Origin of the sequence: Actinosynnema sp. NPDC023658 (assembly GCF_040639995.1) — a bacterium.
In the GTDB taxonomy this organism is placed as follows: Bacteria; Actinomycetota; Actinomycetes; order Mycobacteriales; family Pseudonocardiaceae; genus Actinosynnema.
The window spans coordinates 1-15,747 of record NZ_JBFAAX010000113.1; the positions used below are offsets into that span (position 1 = coordinate 1).

The 15,747-nt window shown below is 70.0% G+C and carries 14 protein-coding genes, 2 tRNA genes and 1 pseudogene; 13 read left to right on the forward strand and 4 right to left on the reverse strand.

What is annotated here, in order from left to right; translation table 11 throughout:
* Positions 1-913: 913 nt before the first annotated feature.
* The 10 genes and pseudogenes from dnaN to AB0G02_RS15465 all read left to right on the forward strand — a co-directional run bounded on the left by dnaN (position 914) and on the right by AB0G02_RS15465 (position 11,000).
* Positions 914-2,050 (forward strand): DNA polymerase III subunit beta, encoded by a 1,137-nt coding sequence (gene dnaN / locus AB0G02_RS15420; protein ID WP_360794128.1) that lies wholly within the window; start codon positions 914-916, stop codon positions 2,048-2,050.
* Positions 2,051-2,094: 44 nt separating this feature from the next.
* Positions 2,095-3,009: a phosphogluconate dehydrogenase (NAD(+)-dependent, decarboxylating) gene (gnd, locus tag AB0G02_RS15425; protein WP_360794130.1), complete on the forward strand. Its 915-nt coding sequence runs from the start codon at positions 2,095-2,097 to the stop codon at positions 3,007-3,009.
* Between the two features lie 4 nt (positions 3,010-3,013).
* Complete coding sequence (gene recF, locus AB0G02_RS15430) at positions 3,014-4,156, forward strand: DNA replication/repair protein RecF (RefSeq protein WP_360794132.1); 1,143 nt, start codon at positions 3,014-3,016, stop codon at positions 4,154-4,156.
* A 73-nt stretch (positions 4,157-4,229) separates the two neighbouring features.
* Positions 4,230-4,775, forward strand: a complete 546-nt coding sequence (locus tag AB0G02_RS15435; RefSeq protein WP_360794134.1) for a DciA family protein — start codon at positions 4,230-4,232, stop codon at positions 4,773-4,775.
* A 236-nt stretch (positions 4,776-5,011) separates the two neighbouring features.
* Entirely contained in the window at positions 5,012-6,982 is a 1,971-nt protein-coding gene (gene gyrB, locus AB0G02_RS15440; RefSeq protein ID WP_360794136.1) for a DNA topoisomerase (ATP-hydrolyzing) subunit B, read from the forward strand.
* A 50-nt stretch (positions 6,983-7,032) separates the two neighbouring features.
* Positions 7,033-9,705: a DNA gyrase subunit A gene (gene gyrA, locus AB0G02_RS15445; RefSeq protein WP_360794138.1), complete on the forward strand. Its 2,673-nt coding sequence runs from the start codon at positions 7,033-7,035 to the stop codon at positions 9,703-9,705.
* Positions 9,706-9,732: 27 nt separating this feature from the next.
* A complete protein-coding gene (locus AB0G02_RS15450) occupies positions 9,733-10,602 on the forward strand; it encodes a DUF3566 domain-containing protein (RefSeq protein ID WP_360794140.1) in 870 nt (289 codons plus the stop codon).
* A gap of 63 nt (positions 10,603-10,665) precedes the next feature.
* Positions 10,666-10,739, forward strand: a tRNA-Ile gene (locus AB0G02_RS15455).
* A gap of 35 nt (positions 10,740-10,774) precedes the next feature.
* Positions 10,775-10,888 (forward strand): annotated as a pseudogene (locus AB0G02_RS15460) (DLW-39 family protein); the annotation flags it as partial.
* Positions 10,889-10,927: 39 nt separating this feature from the next.
* A tRNA-Ala gene (locus AB0G02_RS15465) sits at positions 10,928-11,000 on the forward strand.
* A gap of 331 nt (positions 11,001-11,331) precedes the next feature.
* Here AB0G02_RS15465 and AB0G02_RS15470 read toward each other — a convergent pair.
* The gene (locus AB0G02_RS15470; RefSeq protein ID WP_360794142.1) at positions 11,332-11,748 is read right to left on the reverse strand and encodes a DoxX family protein; all 417 of its coding nucleotides are present in this window, start codon (positions 11,746-11,748) and stop codon (positions 11,332-11,334) included.
* A 126-nt stretch (positions 11,749-11,874) separates the two neighbouring features.
* Here AB0G02_RS15470 and AB0G02_RS15475 point away from each other — a divergent pair, with 126 nt between their 5' ends.
* The gene (locus tag AB0G02_RS15475; protein WP_360794144.1) at positions 11,875-12,432 is read left to right on the forward strand and encodes a DUF2020 domain-containing protein; all 558 of its coding nucleotides are present in this window, start codon (positions 11,875-11,877) and stop codon (positions 12,430-12,432) included.
* A gap of 58 nt (positions 12,433-12,490) precedes the next feature.
* On the opposite strand, the gene AB0G02_RS15480 is transcribed toward AB0G02_RS15475, so the two are convergent.
* Positions 12,491-13,111: a hypothetical protein gene (locus tag AB0G02_RS15480; RefSeq protein WP_360794146.1), complete on the reverse strand. Its 621-nt coding sequence runs from the start codon at positions 13,109-13,111 to the stop codon at positions 12,491-12,493.
* Between the two features lie 86 nt (positions 13,112-13,197).
* On the opposite strand from AB0G02_RS15480, the gene AB0G02_RS15485 reads away from it, so the two are divergent.
* Together AB0G02_RS15485 and AB0G02_RS15490 are read left to right on the forward strand one after the other, a co-directional pair.
* On the forward strand, positions 13,198-13,755 hold the full coding sequence (locus AB0G02_RS15485) for a peptidylprolyl isomerase (protein ID WP_360794148.1): 558 nt from the start codon (positions 13,198-13,200) through the stop codon (positions 13,753-13,755).
* Positions 13,756-14,640 carry a rhomboid family intramembrane serine protease gene (locus AB0G02_RS15490; RefSeq protein ID WP_360794150.1) on the forward strand — a complete coding sequence of 295 codons (885 nt, stop codon included), beginning with the start codon at positions 13,756-13,758 and terminating at the stop codon, positions 14,638-14,640.
* Between the two features lie 37 nt (positions 14,641-14,677).
* Here AB0G02_RS15490 and AB0G02_RS15495 read toward each other — a convergent pair whose 3' ends face one another.
* Both AB0G02_RS15495 and crgA read right to left on the reverse strand, forming a co-directional pair.
* Positions 14,678-15,091, reverse strand: coding sequence for a PH domain-containing protein (locus tag AB0G02_RS15495; RefSeq protein ID WP_360794152.1), 414 nt, complete (start codon positions 15,089-15,091; stop codon positions 14,678-14,680).
* Positions 15,092-15,307: 216 nt separating this feature from the next.
* On the reverse strand, positions 15,308-15,574 hold the full coding sequence (crgA, locus tag AB0G02_RS15500) for a cell division protein CrgA (protein WP_360794154.1): 267 nt from the start codon (positions 15,572-15,574) through the stop codon (positions 15,308-15,310).
* Positions 15,575-15,747 lie beyond the last annotated feature (173 nt).

Below are 15,747 nucleotides of genomic sequence, written 5' to 3' on the forward strand. Positions count from 1 at the left end.
CATCCCGCCCCCGCCCCCCCCGCCCCCGGAACCGCCCCGGCGGCACCCCCGCCGCCCCCGGCCGCCCACCCCCGCCGGCGACCCCCGCCCCGGGGTGCGCGGCTGTGGGCCCCGGGTGCGCGCCGCCGCACCCGGGGGCGGACCGATTCGCACCCGGGTGCCGTCGGGATCCGCCGCCACCCCGCCGCCGGGCACCCGGGTGCGACGCCCGCGAACCCCACCGCGGCCACCGCAGACCGCCCCGAACCCCGGGTGCGGGCGCCGGATCGACGGCTTTTTCCCGGATCACCCGTACGAGAACCCGCGCCCCACCAGGGAAGCCGCTTCGGCTCCCACCAGGGCCTCCACGAGGCGGGACACCCCTCCCGCCGCTGGTCCCCGCCCTGGTCAACGCCCGGCCACGAGTTGTCCACAGCCTCAGAAACCCGCCCCGCAGGGGGAGATCCGCGCCACCGTCACCCTGTGCAGCACCCGGGTACAACTCGGCCCACACCCGGGGATTAACCCGGGGACAACTCGGCCCACCTGTGGACCGAACGGACCACCGCCGGAGTTCTCCCCGGGGACGCCGACTTGTCCCCGGGTGACACCCCGTCTCCATCCACAGCTCCGCGCGGGCGCCACGCTGCGGGAACGGGGGTTGTCCACACAATCCACAACCCTTACTGCTGTTGCTGTTGTCTTCCCTTGAAGAGAAGAACAAAGAAAAAACAGGTGGGGGTCGAGCCCGGGGACGAGCGCTCGGCAGCGCCCCTCCCCGGGTGTGGCCCCGAGGTGACGAAGGCGGCCCCGACGCTCTACGGTGGGGAGCCTCCGCGCCGAGGGTCGGAAGATCCGGCGAGGGCCGCGGCTCCCCAACCCCCACCGCAACGCATGCTGTTGTTGGTCATGCCGACTTGAGGAAGGACGCCTCATGAAGATCCGCGTCGAGCGCGACGGCCTGGCCGACGCCGTCGCCTGGGTCGCCCGCAGCCTGCCGTCCAGGCCGCCTGTCGCGGTGCTCGGCGGCATCCTGCTCGACGCCGGGGCGGAGGACGGCTCCGGCGAGGCGCTGACCGTCTCCGGCTTCGACTACGAGGTGTCGGCCCAGTGCGGTGTCCCGGCCACGATCGCGGACGGCGGCAAGGCGCTCGTCAGCGGACGGCTGCTGGCCGACATCACCAAGGCCCTGCCGAACCACCCGGTCGAGATCGCGGTCGACGGCTCCCGGATGACGATCTCCTGCGGCAGCGCCCGCTTCAGCCTGCCGACCATGCCGGTCGAGGACTACCCGCAGCTGCCGTCCATGCCGCAGCTGGCCGGTGAGCTCCTGGGCGAGGTCTTCGGCGAGGCCGTGGCCCAGGTCGCCGTCGCGGCGGGCAAGGACGACACGCTGCCGATGCTGACCGGCGTCCGGCTGGAGATCGGTGAGGGCAAGGTGACCCTCGTGGCCACCGACCGCTTCCGGCTCGCCATGCGCGAGTTCCCGTGGGAGCCGAACGAGTCCCTGGGCGAGGTCGCGGTCCTCGTCCCGGCCAAGACCCTCAACGACTCCGCGAAGACGCTCGGCGCGGGCGGCGCGAAGATTGAGCTGTCCCTCGCCGCGAACGACGGCCTGCTCGGCCTGTCCGGCCGGAACCGCCGCACGACCACCCGGCTGCTCGACGCCGACTTCCCGAAGTACCGCCAGCTGCTGCCCACCGAGCACTCGGCCGCCGCGATCATCGAGGTCGAGGCGCTGGTGCAGGCGATCAAGCGCGTGTCGCTGGTCGCGGAGCGCGGCACGCAGGTCCGGCTGGAGTTCGTCGACAACGGCCTGCGCCTGTCGGCGGGCGGCGACGACGAGGGCAGCGCCGAGGAGGAGCTGCCGGTCGAGTACACCGGCGACCCGGTGACCATCGCGTTCAACCCGACGTACCTGCTGGAGGGCCTCCAGGCCGTCCGCACGCCCAGGGCGCACTTGTCCTTCACCACACCCAGTCGGCCCGCGCTGCTCAAGCCGGTGGACGAGGATGGGAACGTGGCGCCGGGCTACCTCTACCTGCTGATGCCCGTGCGCCTGCCCGGCTGATCGACCAGGATCACGACCACAGACGCCAGGAAAGAGGAACGACCGTGCAGCTCGGACTCGTCGGCCTCGGCAAGATGGGCTTCAACATGCGCGAGCGGATCCGCCGCGCGGGGCACGAGGTGGTCGGCTACGACCGCAACCCCGAAGTCTCCGACGCCGACTCGCTCGCCGACATGGTAGGCAAGCTCGCCGCACCGCGACTGGTGTGGGTGATGGTGCCCGCCGGTGACATCACCCGGCAGACGATCGCAGACCTCGGTGACCTGCTGGAGCCGGGCGACGTGGTGATCGACGGCGGTAACTCCCGCTTCACCGACGACGAGATCAACGCCAAGGCCCTGGGCGACAAGGGCATCGGCTACCTGGACGCCGGCGTGTCCGGCGGTGTGTGGGGCCTGGAGAACGGCTACGGCCTGATGGTCGGCGGCGACGCCGAGCACGTCGAGCGCGCCATGCCGATCTTCGACGCGCTGCGCCCGGAGGGTCCGCGCGAGGAGGGCTTCGCGCACGCGGGCCGCATCGGCGCGGGCCACTTCGCGAAGATGGTCCACAACGGCATCGAGTACGGCCTGATGCAGGCCTACGCGGAGGGCTTCGAACTGCTGGAGGCCTCCAAGCTGGTGGAGGACGTGCCGGGCACGATCAAGGCGTGGCAGCGCGGCACGGTGGTCCGCTCGTGGCTGCTGGACCTGCTGGTCCGCGCGCTGGAGTCGGACCCGGAGCTGGACGACCTGCGTGGCCACGTCGAGGACTCCGGCGAGGGCCGGTGGACCGTCGAGGAGGCGATCAAGCACGCGGTGCCCGCACCGGTGATCTCCGCCGCGCTGTTCGCCCGGTTCGCCTCCCGCCAGGACGACTCGCCCGCCATGCGCGCGGTCGCGGCCCTGCGCAACCAGTTCGGCGGTCACGCGGTGCAGACCGCGGGTCCTTCGTCCGGTTCCGGCTCCACCCAGGGCTGACCCGTTGTACGTCCGGCACCTGCAAGTCGCGGACTTCAGGTCGTGGGAGCACGCGGACCTGGCGTTCGAGCCGGGCGTGAGCGTGCTGGTCGGGCGCAACGGCCAGGGCAAGACCAACCTGGTCGAGGCGCTGGGGTACGTGGCCACCCTGGGTTCGCACCGGGTGGCCACGGACGCGCCGCTGATCCGGCACGGCGCGTCGCGGGCGGTGGTCCGCGCCGCGGTCGTCAACGAGGGGCGCGAGCTGCTGGTCGAGCTGGAGATCACGCCGGGCAAGGCGAACCGGGCGCGGATCAACCGCGGCCCGGTTCCCCGCCCGCGCGACGTGCTGGGCATCCTGCGCACCGTGCTGTTCGCGCCGGAGGACCTGGCGCTGGTGCGCGGCGACCCCGGCGAGCGGCGGCGGTTCCTCGACGAGCTGCTGACCACGCGCGCGCCCCGGTACGCGGGGGTGCGCAGCGACTACGAGCGCGTGCTCAAGCAGCGGGGCGCGTTGCTGAAGACGGTGCGCGCCGCGCGCAACGCCGACATCAGCACGCTCGACGTGTGGGACGGGCACCTGGCCCGGCACGGCGCGGAGCTGCTGGCCGCGCGGCTGGACCTGGTCGCGGACATCGCGCCGCACGTGGCCGCGGCGTACGCGGAGGTGGCGCCCGAGTCGCGCCCGGCCCGGATCGCGTACCGGTCGAGCCTGGGGGAGTCGTTCCCCGACGCGGTCGCCGGCTCGGCCGGCGGCGGGCGGCACGACCGGGACGTCCTGGAGGACGCGTTGCTCGCGGAGCTGCACCGGGTGCGACCGCAGGAGGTCGAGCGGGGCGTGTGCCTGGTCGGGCCGCACCGCGACGACCTCGACCTGGCGCTCGGGGAGCTGCCCGCGAAGGGCTACGCCAGTCACGGAGAGTCGTGGTCCTTCGCGTTGGCCCTGCGGCTCGGCGGGTACGAGCTGCTGCGTGTCGAGGGGGCCGAACCGGTGCTCGTGCTGGACGATGTGTTCGCCGAACTGGACCGCGGCAGGCGTCGCCAGTTGGCGAAGGTGGCCGCCGGGGCGGAGCAGGTGTTGATCACCGCGGCGGTCGCGGAGGACGTGCCCGAGGAGCTGGACGGGCTGCGGTTCGACGTTCGCCACGGGGAGGTGCACCGTGTCTGAGGAGTTGCCCCGATCGGGTGTGACCGGACGCACATCTGGGGACAACCCTGTGGATGGTGTGGATAACTCGGTCGTGAAACCGGACATATCCACAACCGGAGTCACACCGGAGGGTGGATTGAGGGGTTCCGACCTCGCTCGCGCCGCTTTGGAGGCCGCCCGTGCGTCGGCCAAGGAACGCGGTGTGCGGGGTGTGCGCAAGGCCGCGGCGGGTGCGACCGGCCGTCGTCGGCGGCGCCGCTGGTCGGGTCCGGGCCCGGACGACCGCGACCCGCAGCCCCTCGGCAGGCTCGCCGCCCGCATCGCCGCCGACCGGGGCTGGGCCGAGCGCCTCGCGGGTGGCCAGGTGTTCGCGCGGTGGGCGAAACTGGTCGGTGAGGACGTGGCCGAGCACGCGCAGCCGGTTGCGTTCAGTGACGGCGAGCTGACCGTCCAGGCCGACTCGACGGCGTGGGCCACGCAGCTGCGCCTGCTCCAGCGCGACCTGCTCAAGCGCATCGCCGCCGGCGTCGGCAACGGCGTGGTGAAGCAGTTGAAGGTGCAGGGCCCGGCGGCGCCGAGCTGGCGCTACGGCCCCAGGCACGTTCCCGGTCGCGGACCACGTGACACCTACGGGTGACCGGCGTCAGGGCCGCAGCGGCGATCCTGTGGCGCGGTGAGCGCTCACCAGTCGATTCCGACCCCGCGAACGGCGGTCGGCACCCATCTGCGTTCACTTCGGGCCGCCTGTGAGCAAACCAGGGGTGTCCTAAGTGGGTTTCTGTCGGTCTGCCCCGGTAGAATCGAGGGGTAGCGCAACCCAGCGTCGCCCGGCGACGGTCCCAGTCGCGTGAAGTCCGAGGAGACACCAGGCCCGTGGCAGCCAAGAAGAATGAGTACAGCGCGTCCTCGATCACCGTCCTGGAGGGCCTGGAAGCGGTCCGCAAGCGGCCAGGCATGTACATCGGTTCCACCGGCGAGCGCGGTCTGCACCACCTGATCCAGGAGGTCGTGGACAACTCGGTCGACGAGGCCATGGCCGGGTACGCGACCGTGGTGGACGTGACGCTGCTGGCCAACGGAGGCGTCCGGGTCATCGACGACGGCCGCGGCATCCCCGTCGCCATGCACCCGGTGGAGAAGCGACCCACCCTCGAGGTGGTGCTGACCAAGCTGCACGCGGGCGGCAAGTTCGACAGCGACTCCTACGCGGTGTCCGGCGGTCTGCACGGCGTCGGCATCTCGGTGGTCAACGCGCTGTCCACCGCGGTCGACGTCGAGGTCAAGCGCGACGGTTTCACGTGGAACCAGCGGTTCGAGAACACCAAGCCCGCGCACGAGCTGACCAAGGGCGAGCCGACCGACGCGACCGGCACGACGATCACCTTCTGGGCCGACCCGCAGATCTTCGAGACCACCGAGTACAACATCGAGACGATCTCCCGCCGCCTGCAGGAGATGGCGTTCCTGAACAAGGGCCTCACCATCATCCTGCGCGACGAGCGCGTGCAGGACGCCGACGCGGAGGCCGACGCCGAGGGCCACGTCGCGGCCGTGCGCGAGCGCACCTTCCACTACCCGGGTGGCCTGGAGGACTTCGTCCGCCACATCAACCACACCCGCGAGGCCGTGCACCAGAAGGTCGTCTCGTTCGAGGCCAAGGGCGAGGACCTCGAGGTCGAGGTGGCGATGCAGTGGAACACCGGCTACACGCCGTCGGTGTACACGTTCGCCAACACGATCAACACCCACGAGGGCGGCACGCACGAGGAGGGCTTCCGCGCCGCGCTGACCCGCGTGGTCAACGAGTACGCGCGCGACAAGAAGCTGCTCAAGGAGAAGGACAGCAACCTCACCGGCGACGACATCCGCGAGGGCCTGGCCGCGATCGTCTCGGTCAAGCTCAAGGAGCCCCAGTTCGAGGGCCAGACGAAGACCAAGCTGGGCAACAGCGAGGCCAAGTCGTTCGTGCAGAAGTCGACCAACGAGCACCTGGCCGACTGGTTCGAGCGCCACCCGAACGAGACGCGCACCATCGTCACCAAGGCGGTGTCGTCGGCGCAGGCCCGCATCGCCGCCCGCAAGGCCCGCGAGCTGGTCCGCCGCAAGGGCGCGCTCGACATCGGCGGCCTGCCCGGCAAGCTCAAGGACTGCCGCTCCACCAACCCGGAGGAGTGCGAGATCTACGTCGTGGAGGGCGACTCCGCGGGCGGTTCGGCCAAGGAGGGCCGGGACTCCATGTTCCAGGCGATCCTGCCGATCCGCGGCAAGATCATCAACGTGGAGAAGGCGCGCATCGACCGCGTGCTGAAGAACAACGAGGTCCAGTCGCTGATCACCGCGTTCGGCACGGGCATCCACGAGGACTTCGACCTCACCAAGCTGCGGTACCACAAGATCGTGCTGATGGCCGACGCCGACGTCGACGGCCAGCACATCCGGACCCTGCTGCTGACCCTGCTGTTCCGCTTCATGCGCCCGCTGATCGAGCACGGCCACGTCTACCTCGCGCAGCCGCCGCTGTACAAGATCAAGTGGCAGCGCGCCGAGCCGGAGTACGCCTACAGCGACCGGGAGCGCGACGGCCTGATCGAGGCCGGCCTGGCCGCGGGCAAGAAGATCGGCAAGGAAGACAACATCCAGCGCTACAAGGGCCTGGGCGAGATGAACGCCTCCGAGCTGTGGGAGACGACGATGGACCCGGCCAACCGGGTGCTGCTCCAGGTCACCATGGACGACGCCGCGACGGCCGACGAGCTGTTCAGCGTGCTGATGGGCGAGGACGTGGAGGCCCGCCGGTCGTTCATCACCCGCAACGCCAAGGGCGTGCGGTTCCTCGACGTCTGACCCCGCTCCTTCCCGAGCCCGCCGTCGTGCCTGTTTAAGGAAGTAGAACTGTGAGCGAGACGACGCTGCCCCCGTCCGGTGGAGACCGCACCGAGCCGCGTGACATCCAGCAGGAGATGCAGAACTCGTACATCGACTACGCGATGAGCGTGATCGTGGGACGAGCGCTGCCCGACGTGCGCGACGGCCTCAAGCCCGTCCACGTCCGCGTCCTGTACTCGATGTTCGACTCGGGCTTCCGCCCGGACCGCAGCTACAACAAGTGCGCCCGCGTGGTCGGGGACGTGATGGGCAACTACCACCCGCACGGCGACTCCGCGATCTACGACGCACTGGTCCGCCTGGCCCAGCCGTGGTCGATGCGCTACCCGCTGATCGACGGCCAGGGCAACTTCGGCTCCCAGGGCAACGACCCGGCGGCCGCCATGCGCTACACCGAGTGCCGGCTCACGCCGTTGGCCATGCAGATGCTGGCCGACATCGAGGAAGACACCGTCGACTTCCGCGACAACTACGACGGTCGCATCCAGGAGCCGACGGTCCTGCCGTCCCGCATCCCCAACCTGCTCATCAACGGCAGCTCGGGCATCGCGGTCGGCATGGCGACCAACATCCCGCCGCACAACCTCCGCGAGGTCGCGGAGGGCGTGGTGTGGGCGCTGGACAACCCCGACGCCTCCGACGAGGAGACGCTGGAGGCCATGATCCAGCGGATCAAGGGCCCCGACTTCCCGACCCACGGCCAGATCCTCGGCACGGCGGGCATCGAGGACGCGTACCGCACCGGTCGCGGCTCGGTGAAGATGCGCGCGGTCGTGGAGATCGACGAGGACACCAAGGGTCGCACGATCCTGGTCGTCACCGAGCTGCCCTACCAGGTGAACCCGGACAACCTGGTGGAGAACATCGCCACCCTGGTCCGGGACCAGAAGCTCACCGGCATCGCGAACATCGCGGACGAGTCCAACCGCCGCTCGGGCATGCGGATCGTGGTCACGCTCAAGCGCGACGCGGTGGCCAAGGTCGTGCTGAACAACCTCTACAAGCACACCCAGCTGCAGTACTCGTTCGGCGTGAACATGCTGTCGCTGGTCGACGGCGTGCCGCGCACGTTGCGCCTGGACCAGATGATCCGGCACTACGTGAAGCACCAGGTCGAGGTCATCGTCCGGCGCACCCGCTTCCGGCTGCGCAAGGCGGAGGAGCGGGCCCACCTGCTGCGCGGCCTGGTCAAGGCGCTCGACCAGCTCGACGCGGTGATCGCGCTGATCCGCGGGTCGCAGACGCCCGAGGCGGCGCGCACCGGCCTGATGGAGCTGCTCGACGTCGACGAGATCCAGGCGAACGCGATCCTGGAGATGCAGCTGCGCCGCCTGGCCGCCCTGGAGCGGCAGAAGATCATCGACCAGCTGGCCGAGATCGAGCTGGAGATCGCGGACCTCAAGGACATCCTCGACAAGCCGGAGCGGCAGCGCGCGATCGTGCGCGAGGAGCTCATGGCGATCGTCGACAAGCACGGCGACGACCGGCGCACCAAGATCGTGCCGTTCGACGGCGACGTGTCGATGGAAGACCTGATCGCGGTCGAGGACGTCGTCGTCACGATCACCCGGACCGGTTACGCGAAGCGCACGAAGACGGACCTGTACCGCTCGCAGAAGCGCGGCGGCAAGGGCGTGCAGGGCGCCCAGCTCAAGCAGGACGACATCGTGCAGCACTTCTTCGTGTGCTCCACGCACGACTGGATCCTGTTCTTCACGAACAAGGGCCGGGTGTACCGGGCGAAGGCCTACGAGCTGCCCGAGGCCAACCGCAACGCGCGCGGTCAGCACGTGGCGAACCTCCTGGCGTTCCAGCCGGAGGAGGAGATCGCCCAGGTCATCCAGATCAAGAACTACGAGGTCGCGCCGTACCTGGTGCTCGCCACCAAGAAGGGCCTGGTCAAGAAGTCGAAGCTGTCCGACTTCGACTCCAACCGGTCCGGCGGCCTGATCGGCATCAACCTGCGCGACGACGACGAGCTGGTCGGCGCGGTGCTGTGCTCGGCGGAGGACGACCTCCAGCTGATCTCGGCCGACGGCCAGTCCATCCGGTTCCACGCCAGCGACGAGGCGCTGCGCCCGATGGGGCGGGCCACCTCGGGCGTGCTGGGCATGCGGTTCAACACCGGTGACGAGCTGCTGTCGATGGGCGTCGTCCAAGAGGGTCTGTTTGTTTTGGTCGCGACCGATGGCGGGTACGCCAAGCGCACGCCGATCGAGGACTACCCCGTTCAGGGTCGTGGTGGCAAGGGTGTGCTCACCATCCAGCACGACCGCAGGCGTGGGAGGCTGGTCGGCGCGCTCATCGTCGACGTCGACGACGAGCTGTACGCGATCACCTCCTCGGGCGGGGTCATCAGGACCAGCGCCAAGGAGGTGCGCAAGGCAGGGCGGCAGACGAAGGGCGTCCGGTTGATGAACCTCGGTGAAGGGACCACGCTGATCGCGGTGGCGCGCAACGCGGACGAGCCCGCGGACGTCACCAGTGGTGAGGGCGGTCCGGTCGTCGACTCCGCCGACGGTGGTCCGGTCGTGGACGCCGCCGACAGCGGTTCGGTCGTCGACTCCACCGACGGTGACCAGGCCGTCGACCCGGTCGACAGCGGTGCGGTCGTGGACGCCGCCGACGGCGGTTCGACGGTCGACTCCGCCGACGGTGACCAGGCCGAGCCCGCCAACTAGCGCGAACGAGAGGTTGAGGGACTGCTCGTGACTCCACCGGAGAAGCAAGAGGACAAGACCGCGGTGATCACCCGGCCCGGCGCAGAGCCGAAGCAGGGTGCCGGCGCCACGCCTGCCGACGCCGGGAAGCCGGCGGTCGACGCCTCGGTGGCGTCCGAGCAGACCGAGGCGCCCGCCGGTGCCGCTGCGGCCGACAGCAAGACGGAGATCGTCGACCGGTCCGCGGTCGACGGCGACAGCCACCACGCCGCGGCGCCCCCGCCGTGGCAGCGGGTGACGAGCGACACGCAGTACGGCGAGGCGCAGCAGGTCGGCCCGGCCGACCTGGTGGCCCCGCCGGAGGAGGCGGTCGAGGCGGCGCAGCCCGCGTACCCGGCCAGCGACCCGGACACGGTGGCGGTGGCCCGACCGGTGCTGACCGGTTCGGGCGGGGCCGGTGGTCAGGGCGCCGGTTCGGCCCGCACGCAGGTCAACCTGGGTGGCGCGAACGGTCGTCCGGCGGCTGCCGCGCCGACCTCGCGCCGCCCTGGCCGTGGCCCGCGTCGGGCGAGCCTGCAGGTGAAGCGGGTCGACCCGTGGTCGGTGCTCAAGCTGGCCCTGGTGCTCAGCGTCGCGTTGTTCTTCGTGTGGCTCGTGGCGGTCGGCGTGCTGTACGGCGTGCTGAACGGCATGGGCGTGTGGGACAAGATCAACAACACCGCGAACGACCTGCTCCAGGGCAACGAGCCCAGCGGCGACCCGCTGATCAGCGCCGGTCGCGTGTTCGGCGTGGCGGCCATCGTGGGTGCGGTGAACATCGTGCTGTTCACCGCCCTGGCGACGGTCGGGTCGTTCGTCTACAACGTTTCCGCTGATCTTGCGGGGGGTCTGGAAGTGACCCTGTCCGAGCGGGAGTGATCTACGACCACCCGATTTGGGGCCGCGACGGCAGGTGCTGTAGTCTTGCCGTCGTTGCCCCGAGGGCCTATAGCTCAGACGGTTAGAGCGCTTCGCTGATAACGAAGAGGTCGGAGGTTCGAGTCCTCCTAGGCCCACCGGAAGTTCACAGGTGTTGCAGAGGGGAATCGCCGTGAAGAAGATCGTCGCACTTGTCGCTGTCGCTGGTGCGGTTCTGTTCTTCGTCAAGCGCAGCCGCTCGGCGAAGGCCGACGCGGACCTGTGGCGCGAGGCCACGGCTCCCACCAACTGACCCGCGCGGGCGGTTCGTCTGCCGCCCCCGTGAGGGGACGTAGCTCAATTGGCAGAGCACCGCCTTTGCAAGGCGGGGGTTAGGGGTTCGATTCCCCTCGTCTCCACGCTTCGATGGGCGAGGTGCGTTCGCGGAAACCGCGAGCCGCCTCGCCTTTTCGCATTTGTCGGGCTTGTCCGGCTTCGCCCCTCTCCGGGTGGCTTGGTCCCCGGAGCGTCGTAGGCGGCCCTCGCCCCGGATCGGTGCCTCGGGGGAGGTCTTCCGGACCCCGCAGCGCGGTTGGTGAATCGTTCCGGATCACTCTGGAGCCCGAAAGTTTCGTTTTTCGTGTTCTACTGGGTGGGCGGTCCTGCTGACGCAGGTCGTGTTCGCGGCAAGGCAACAGGTGAGGGCCCGCACCCAATGCCGCTGGGTGCGGGCCCTCGTCTTGCCCGCTGCTATGCGTTCACGAGCACCTGTTCCCGCTTGCGCGCGGCGATCACGTTGTCCAGGGCCCAGGCCCCGGGACCGATGAAGGCCAGCAGCAGGAACACCCACGCGTACACCGCGGCCAGCTCGCCCTTGTTCTGGATGGGCAGCAGCCCGGCGGGCTGGTGGACGGTGAAGTACGCGTAGGCCATCGCACCGGAGGAGATCAACGCGGCGATCCGGGTACCGAGGCCGATGACGATCAGCACGCCACCGACGAACTCGATCAATCCGGCCGGGCCGGACGGCCAGTCGGTGATCGACACAGTGCCCTTCGCGCCCAGCACGCCGAACAGCTTCTGTGCACCGTGGCACACGAAGAACAAGCCGACGACGATCCGGAATACAGCGATGGCGTGGTCTCGACCGCGGTCAAAGATGTTCATCTTGACTTTGTCCTCACATTGCAGGGGCGGCCGGCAGGGTAAGGACAACCTAACGGTGATGACGATGCGTGCCTAGGTGGTCACCGTGTCGATTGGCTGTCGGTCATCTGATTGACTGGCGGCCCTATGAACCGAGTGCTGCTCACCGCCCTGCCATCACTGCTGGTCCTCGGTGCGCTGGCCGCCTGCGGGGCCGGCGACCCCACGGTGTCGACCACCGGGATCACCACCAGCGCAGCGGCGAGGACTACGACCACGACGGCTCAGCCGGCCGGTCCGCCGCCTGCGCCGCAGCCCGTCAGCGACGGGCAGTGCCCCTACTTGGCCTCCTCTGTCGTGCAGGAGGCGAACGGGCAGCTGGTGCGGAAGGTTCGGCTGTCCGCAGACCAGCCCGACCCGGCCTGCTTCTTCTACGCCAACGCCACCGAGGTGCAGTTGTCGGTGTGGGTGTTCCGGGGCGAACCGGCGACCGCGAAGGCCGTGGTCGACCGAGCCGCGCCGGTCGCGGACTCCAACCCCGCCTCGGTGCCGGCCGGGTGGAAGGGCGGGTCGCTGACCACGGACGACGGCGCGGTGTACGCGGTCGCCAAGGACGGCATCGCGGTGGTCGTCACCAGCAACCAGAAGCAGACGGTCAAGGCGCGCACGGTCACCGAGGCCGTGGTCGAGAACCTGGGCCTCTAGGGGAGCGCACGACTTCGCGCCCGTCCCGTGGCGGGGCGGGCGCGAAGTGCTCCTGCGGTCAGCTGCGGCTGTGCTGGTCGGAAACCTGGCCGTTCCGGGCCGCGTTCGGTCGCACGGACTCGGCCGCGGCCGTGCCGGTGGTGTCGGTCTTGGTGGTGTCGGACGTGGGCTGCACGTCCTCCTCCTCCAAGTGCACCTCCTGCGGGCGCTTGGTCAGCGCGACGTAGCCCGCCACCGCGGCGGCGGCGAACACGCCCAGCACCCACGGCCAACGGCGCCGCTTCGGCTGGTTGGCCGAGGCCAGTTCCTTGCGGGCCTGCTTCGCGGCCTTGCGCACGTCCTTCGCCCGGACCTTCGCCTCCTTGCGCGCCCGCTCGGCGGCCTTGGCGACGTCCTTGCGGACGCCCGCGGCCCTCTTCGCGAGCTGCTTGCGACCACGCCTGGTGGACTTCTCGTACTGCTCGGCCATCTCCACCAGCGTGCCCGCCTTGTCGGCGACGACACTGCGGACGTAGTCCCTGGTCACGCCCCGCTCGGCGAGCTTGCCCTCGGCGCGTCCCGCGAGTTGAACAGCCGCGTCCGCGCCGACGTGACCAGCGCGGACGGCGCTGCGGCGTGCCGCCCGCACCGCCTTGCCGACCGACTCCCCGGCCCGGGTCATGGCGTCTACCTCATCCATATCGCGCTCCAGAAGCTGTCGGTCAGTCACGTCCAACCAATACCCATCGTGCCCCTTTCCCAACCACCGCGCGCGGTGATGGCACGATGGGTGGTGTGGCAGACAGCAACGAATCGTTCGTCGGGACCAAGGTGACGGCGACCCTGCACACCTCGCAGGGCGACATCCGCATCAACCTCTTCCCCGACCACGCTCCCAAGACGGTGGCCAACTTCGTCGGCCTGGCCGAGGGCACGAAGAGCTACACCGAGCCCAACGCGAAGGGTGACTCGTCCGGCCCGTTCTACGACGGTGCGATCTTCCACCGGGTGATCGCCGGCTTCATGCTCCAGGGCGGTGACCCCACCGGCACCGGCCGCGGCGGCCCCGGCTACAAGTTCGCCGACGAGTTCCACCCCGAGCTCCAGTTCAACAAGCCGTACCTGCTGGCGATGGCCAACGCCGGGCCCAACTCCAACGGCTCGCAGTTCTTCATCACGGTCGCGCCGACCACGTGGCTGAACTTCAAGCACACGATCTTCGGCGAGGTCGCGGACCAGGACTCGCGCAACGTCGTCGACGCCATCGGCGCCGCGCCGACCGGTGCCGGCGACCGCCCGGTCACCGACGTGGTGATCGAGAAAGTCTCGGTGGAGCGGGCCTGAGTGGCCGACTCACCGACCTCCCCGCCGCCCGGTGAGCCGATCGGGGCGCGGCCAGACCTGCCGGTCTGCGCGCGCCACCCCGACCGGGCCACCGGGCTGCGGTGCGTCCGCTGCGACCGGCCGGCGTGCCCGGAGTGCCTGCGCGAGGCGTCCGTCGGCTACCAGTGCGTCGACTGCGTGAACCAGGGCCGGGCCGCGGTGCGCCGGCCGCGCACGTTCGTCGGCGCGGAGCTCGCGCAGCGCATGGTGGTCACGCCGGTGCTGATCGCGGTGAACCTGCTGATGTACGTGATCACCGCGGCGCAGGCGGGCAGCGTGTCGCAGAACCAGGCGTCGCCGCTGTTCGTCGACTTCGTCATGTACACGCCGGCGGTGGCGGGCGCCGACCAGTGGTGGCGGCTGCTGACGTCGGGGTTCCTGCACTACGGACCCCTGCACCTGGCGTTGAACATGATCGCGCTGTACGTGCTCGGGCGTGACCTGGAACCGGTGTTCGGCAGGCTGCGGTTCTCCGCGGTGTACCTGGTGTCGCTGCTCGGCGGCAGCGTCGCTGTCTACCTGTTCGGCGGGATCGACACCGTGGTGGCCGGTGCGTCCGGCGCGGTGTACGGCCTGATGGGCGCGATGCTGGTGGCCGTGCTGCGGCTCAAGCTCAACCCCGGCCCGGCGCTGGGCGTGATCGCGCTGAACGTCGTGCTGAGCTTCACCCTGCCCGGCATCTCGCTGCTCGGGCACCTCGGCGGGCTGGTGGTCGGCGCGGCCCTGACGGCCGGGCTCGTCTACGCGCCGGCGGACAAGCGGAACACCTGGCAGGCGGCGGCCGTGGCGGCCGCGGTCGTGCTGCTGGTCGTGATGGCGGTCGTGCGGACCGGGCAGCTGGTCTGACCGCGCGGCCGCCCGGCGTCGGCCTCCGGCGGGCTCGTCAGGGACGCAGGGCGTGCAGGACGTCGGCCACGTCCCGCGGGTCGGTGCCCAGGTCCATGGGGGTGAAGACGAACAGCTGCTCGTCCTCGCCGCGCCGCCAGTCGAGCTCCAGCGTGGCCGTCTCGCGGCCCAGCCTGCGGGTCCGGGTGAGGCGCACGCTCACCTCGTGCCACGGCAGCTGCCGCGCCCCCGACAGGGTGCGCACGGTGAGGCCTGAGTCGTCCACCAGCAGCCTGGGGCGCACGAAGGTGCCGTAAGCGCCCAGCGCGAGCAGCACGAGCGTGGCGAGGCCGAGGAAGATCCGGCTCGTCGCCTCCGAGCTGAAGATCGTGACCAGCAGGAACACGGCCGACAGGCCCCAGGCGAGGCCGACCATGCCGGGTTGCGGGGACCAGGTGCGCGGTGGGTTCACGCTTCCGAGTTTGCCGCACTTGTGGACAACTGGAGCCCCGGACCGGGCCTTGTGCAAATTGGCGCAAAGTTGTCCACAGGAGTTGTCCCCATTGGGGATGACTTACACCTGTGTGCTTCGGTGACGGTCCGGTGAACCCGGTGAACTACCGGGTAACGCGGAACGACCCGGACGTGGTGCACGTCCGGGTCGTCGGCCACTTGGCGTAGCGCGTGGTCAGCGCCACTTCATGGTCATCAGCAAACCGATGATCATCAGGGCGAACCCGATGCCGAAGTTCCAGGACCCGAGGTCCATCATGACCGGGACCTTGTCGCCCGCGATGTAGTTGACCACCAGCCACGCCAGCCCCAACACCATCATGCCGAGCATCACGGCGATGTAGACGGGGTGCGACGGCCCCGCTGCCTTGACCTTCACCGGGGTGCGGCGATCGGCAGGTGCCGTGTAGGCGGCCTTCTTGCGGACCTTGGACTTGGGCATGCTGTCCTCGCCTGACGGGTGGATAGGCCTCCAGTGGCCGTGAGTTCACGTCCACTGCTGGATGAACACGTTAACGTAACCGAGCAGGTCCCTGAAGCACCGTGTAGTTCTGGAACGTTCGGCTTGGGAGGTTTTCCGGTGAGCTACGACCCGCCTCCGCCGCAAGGCGGCCC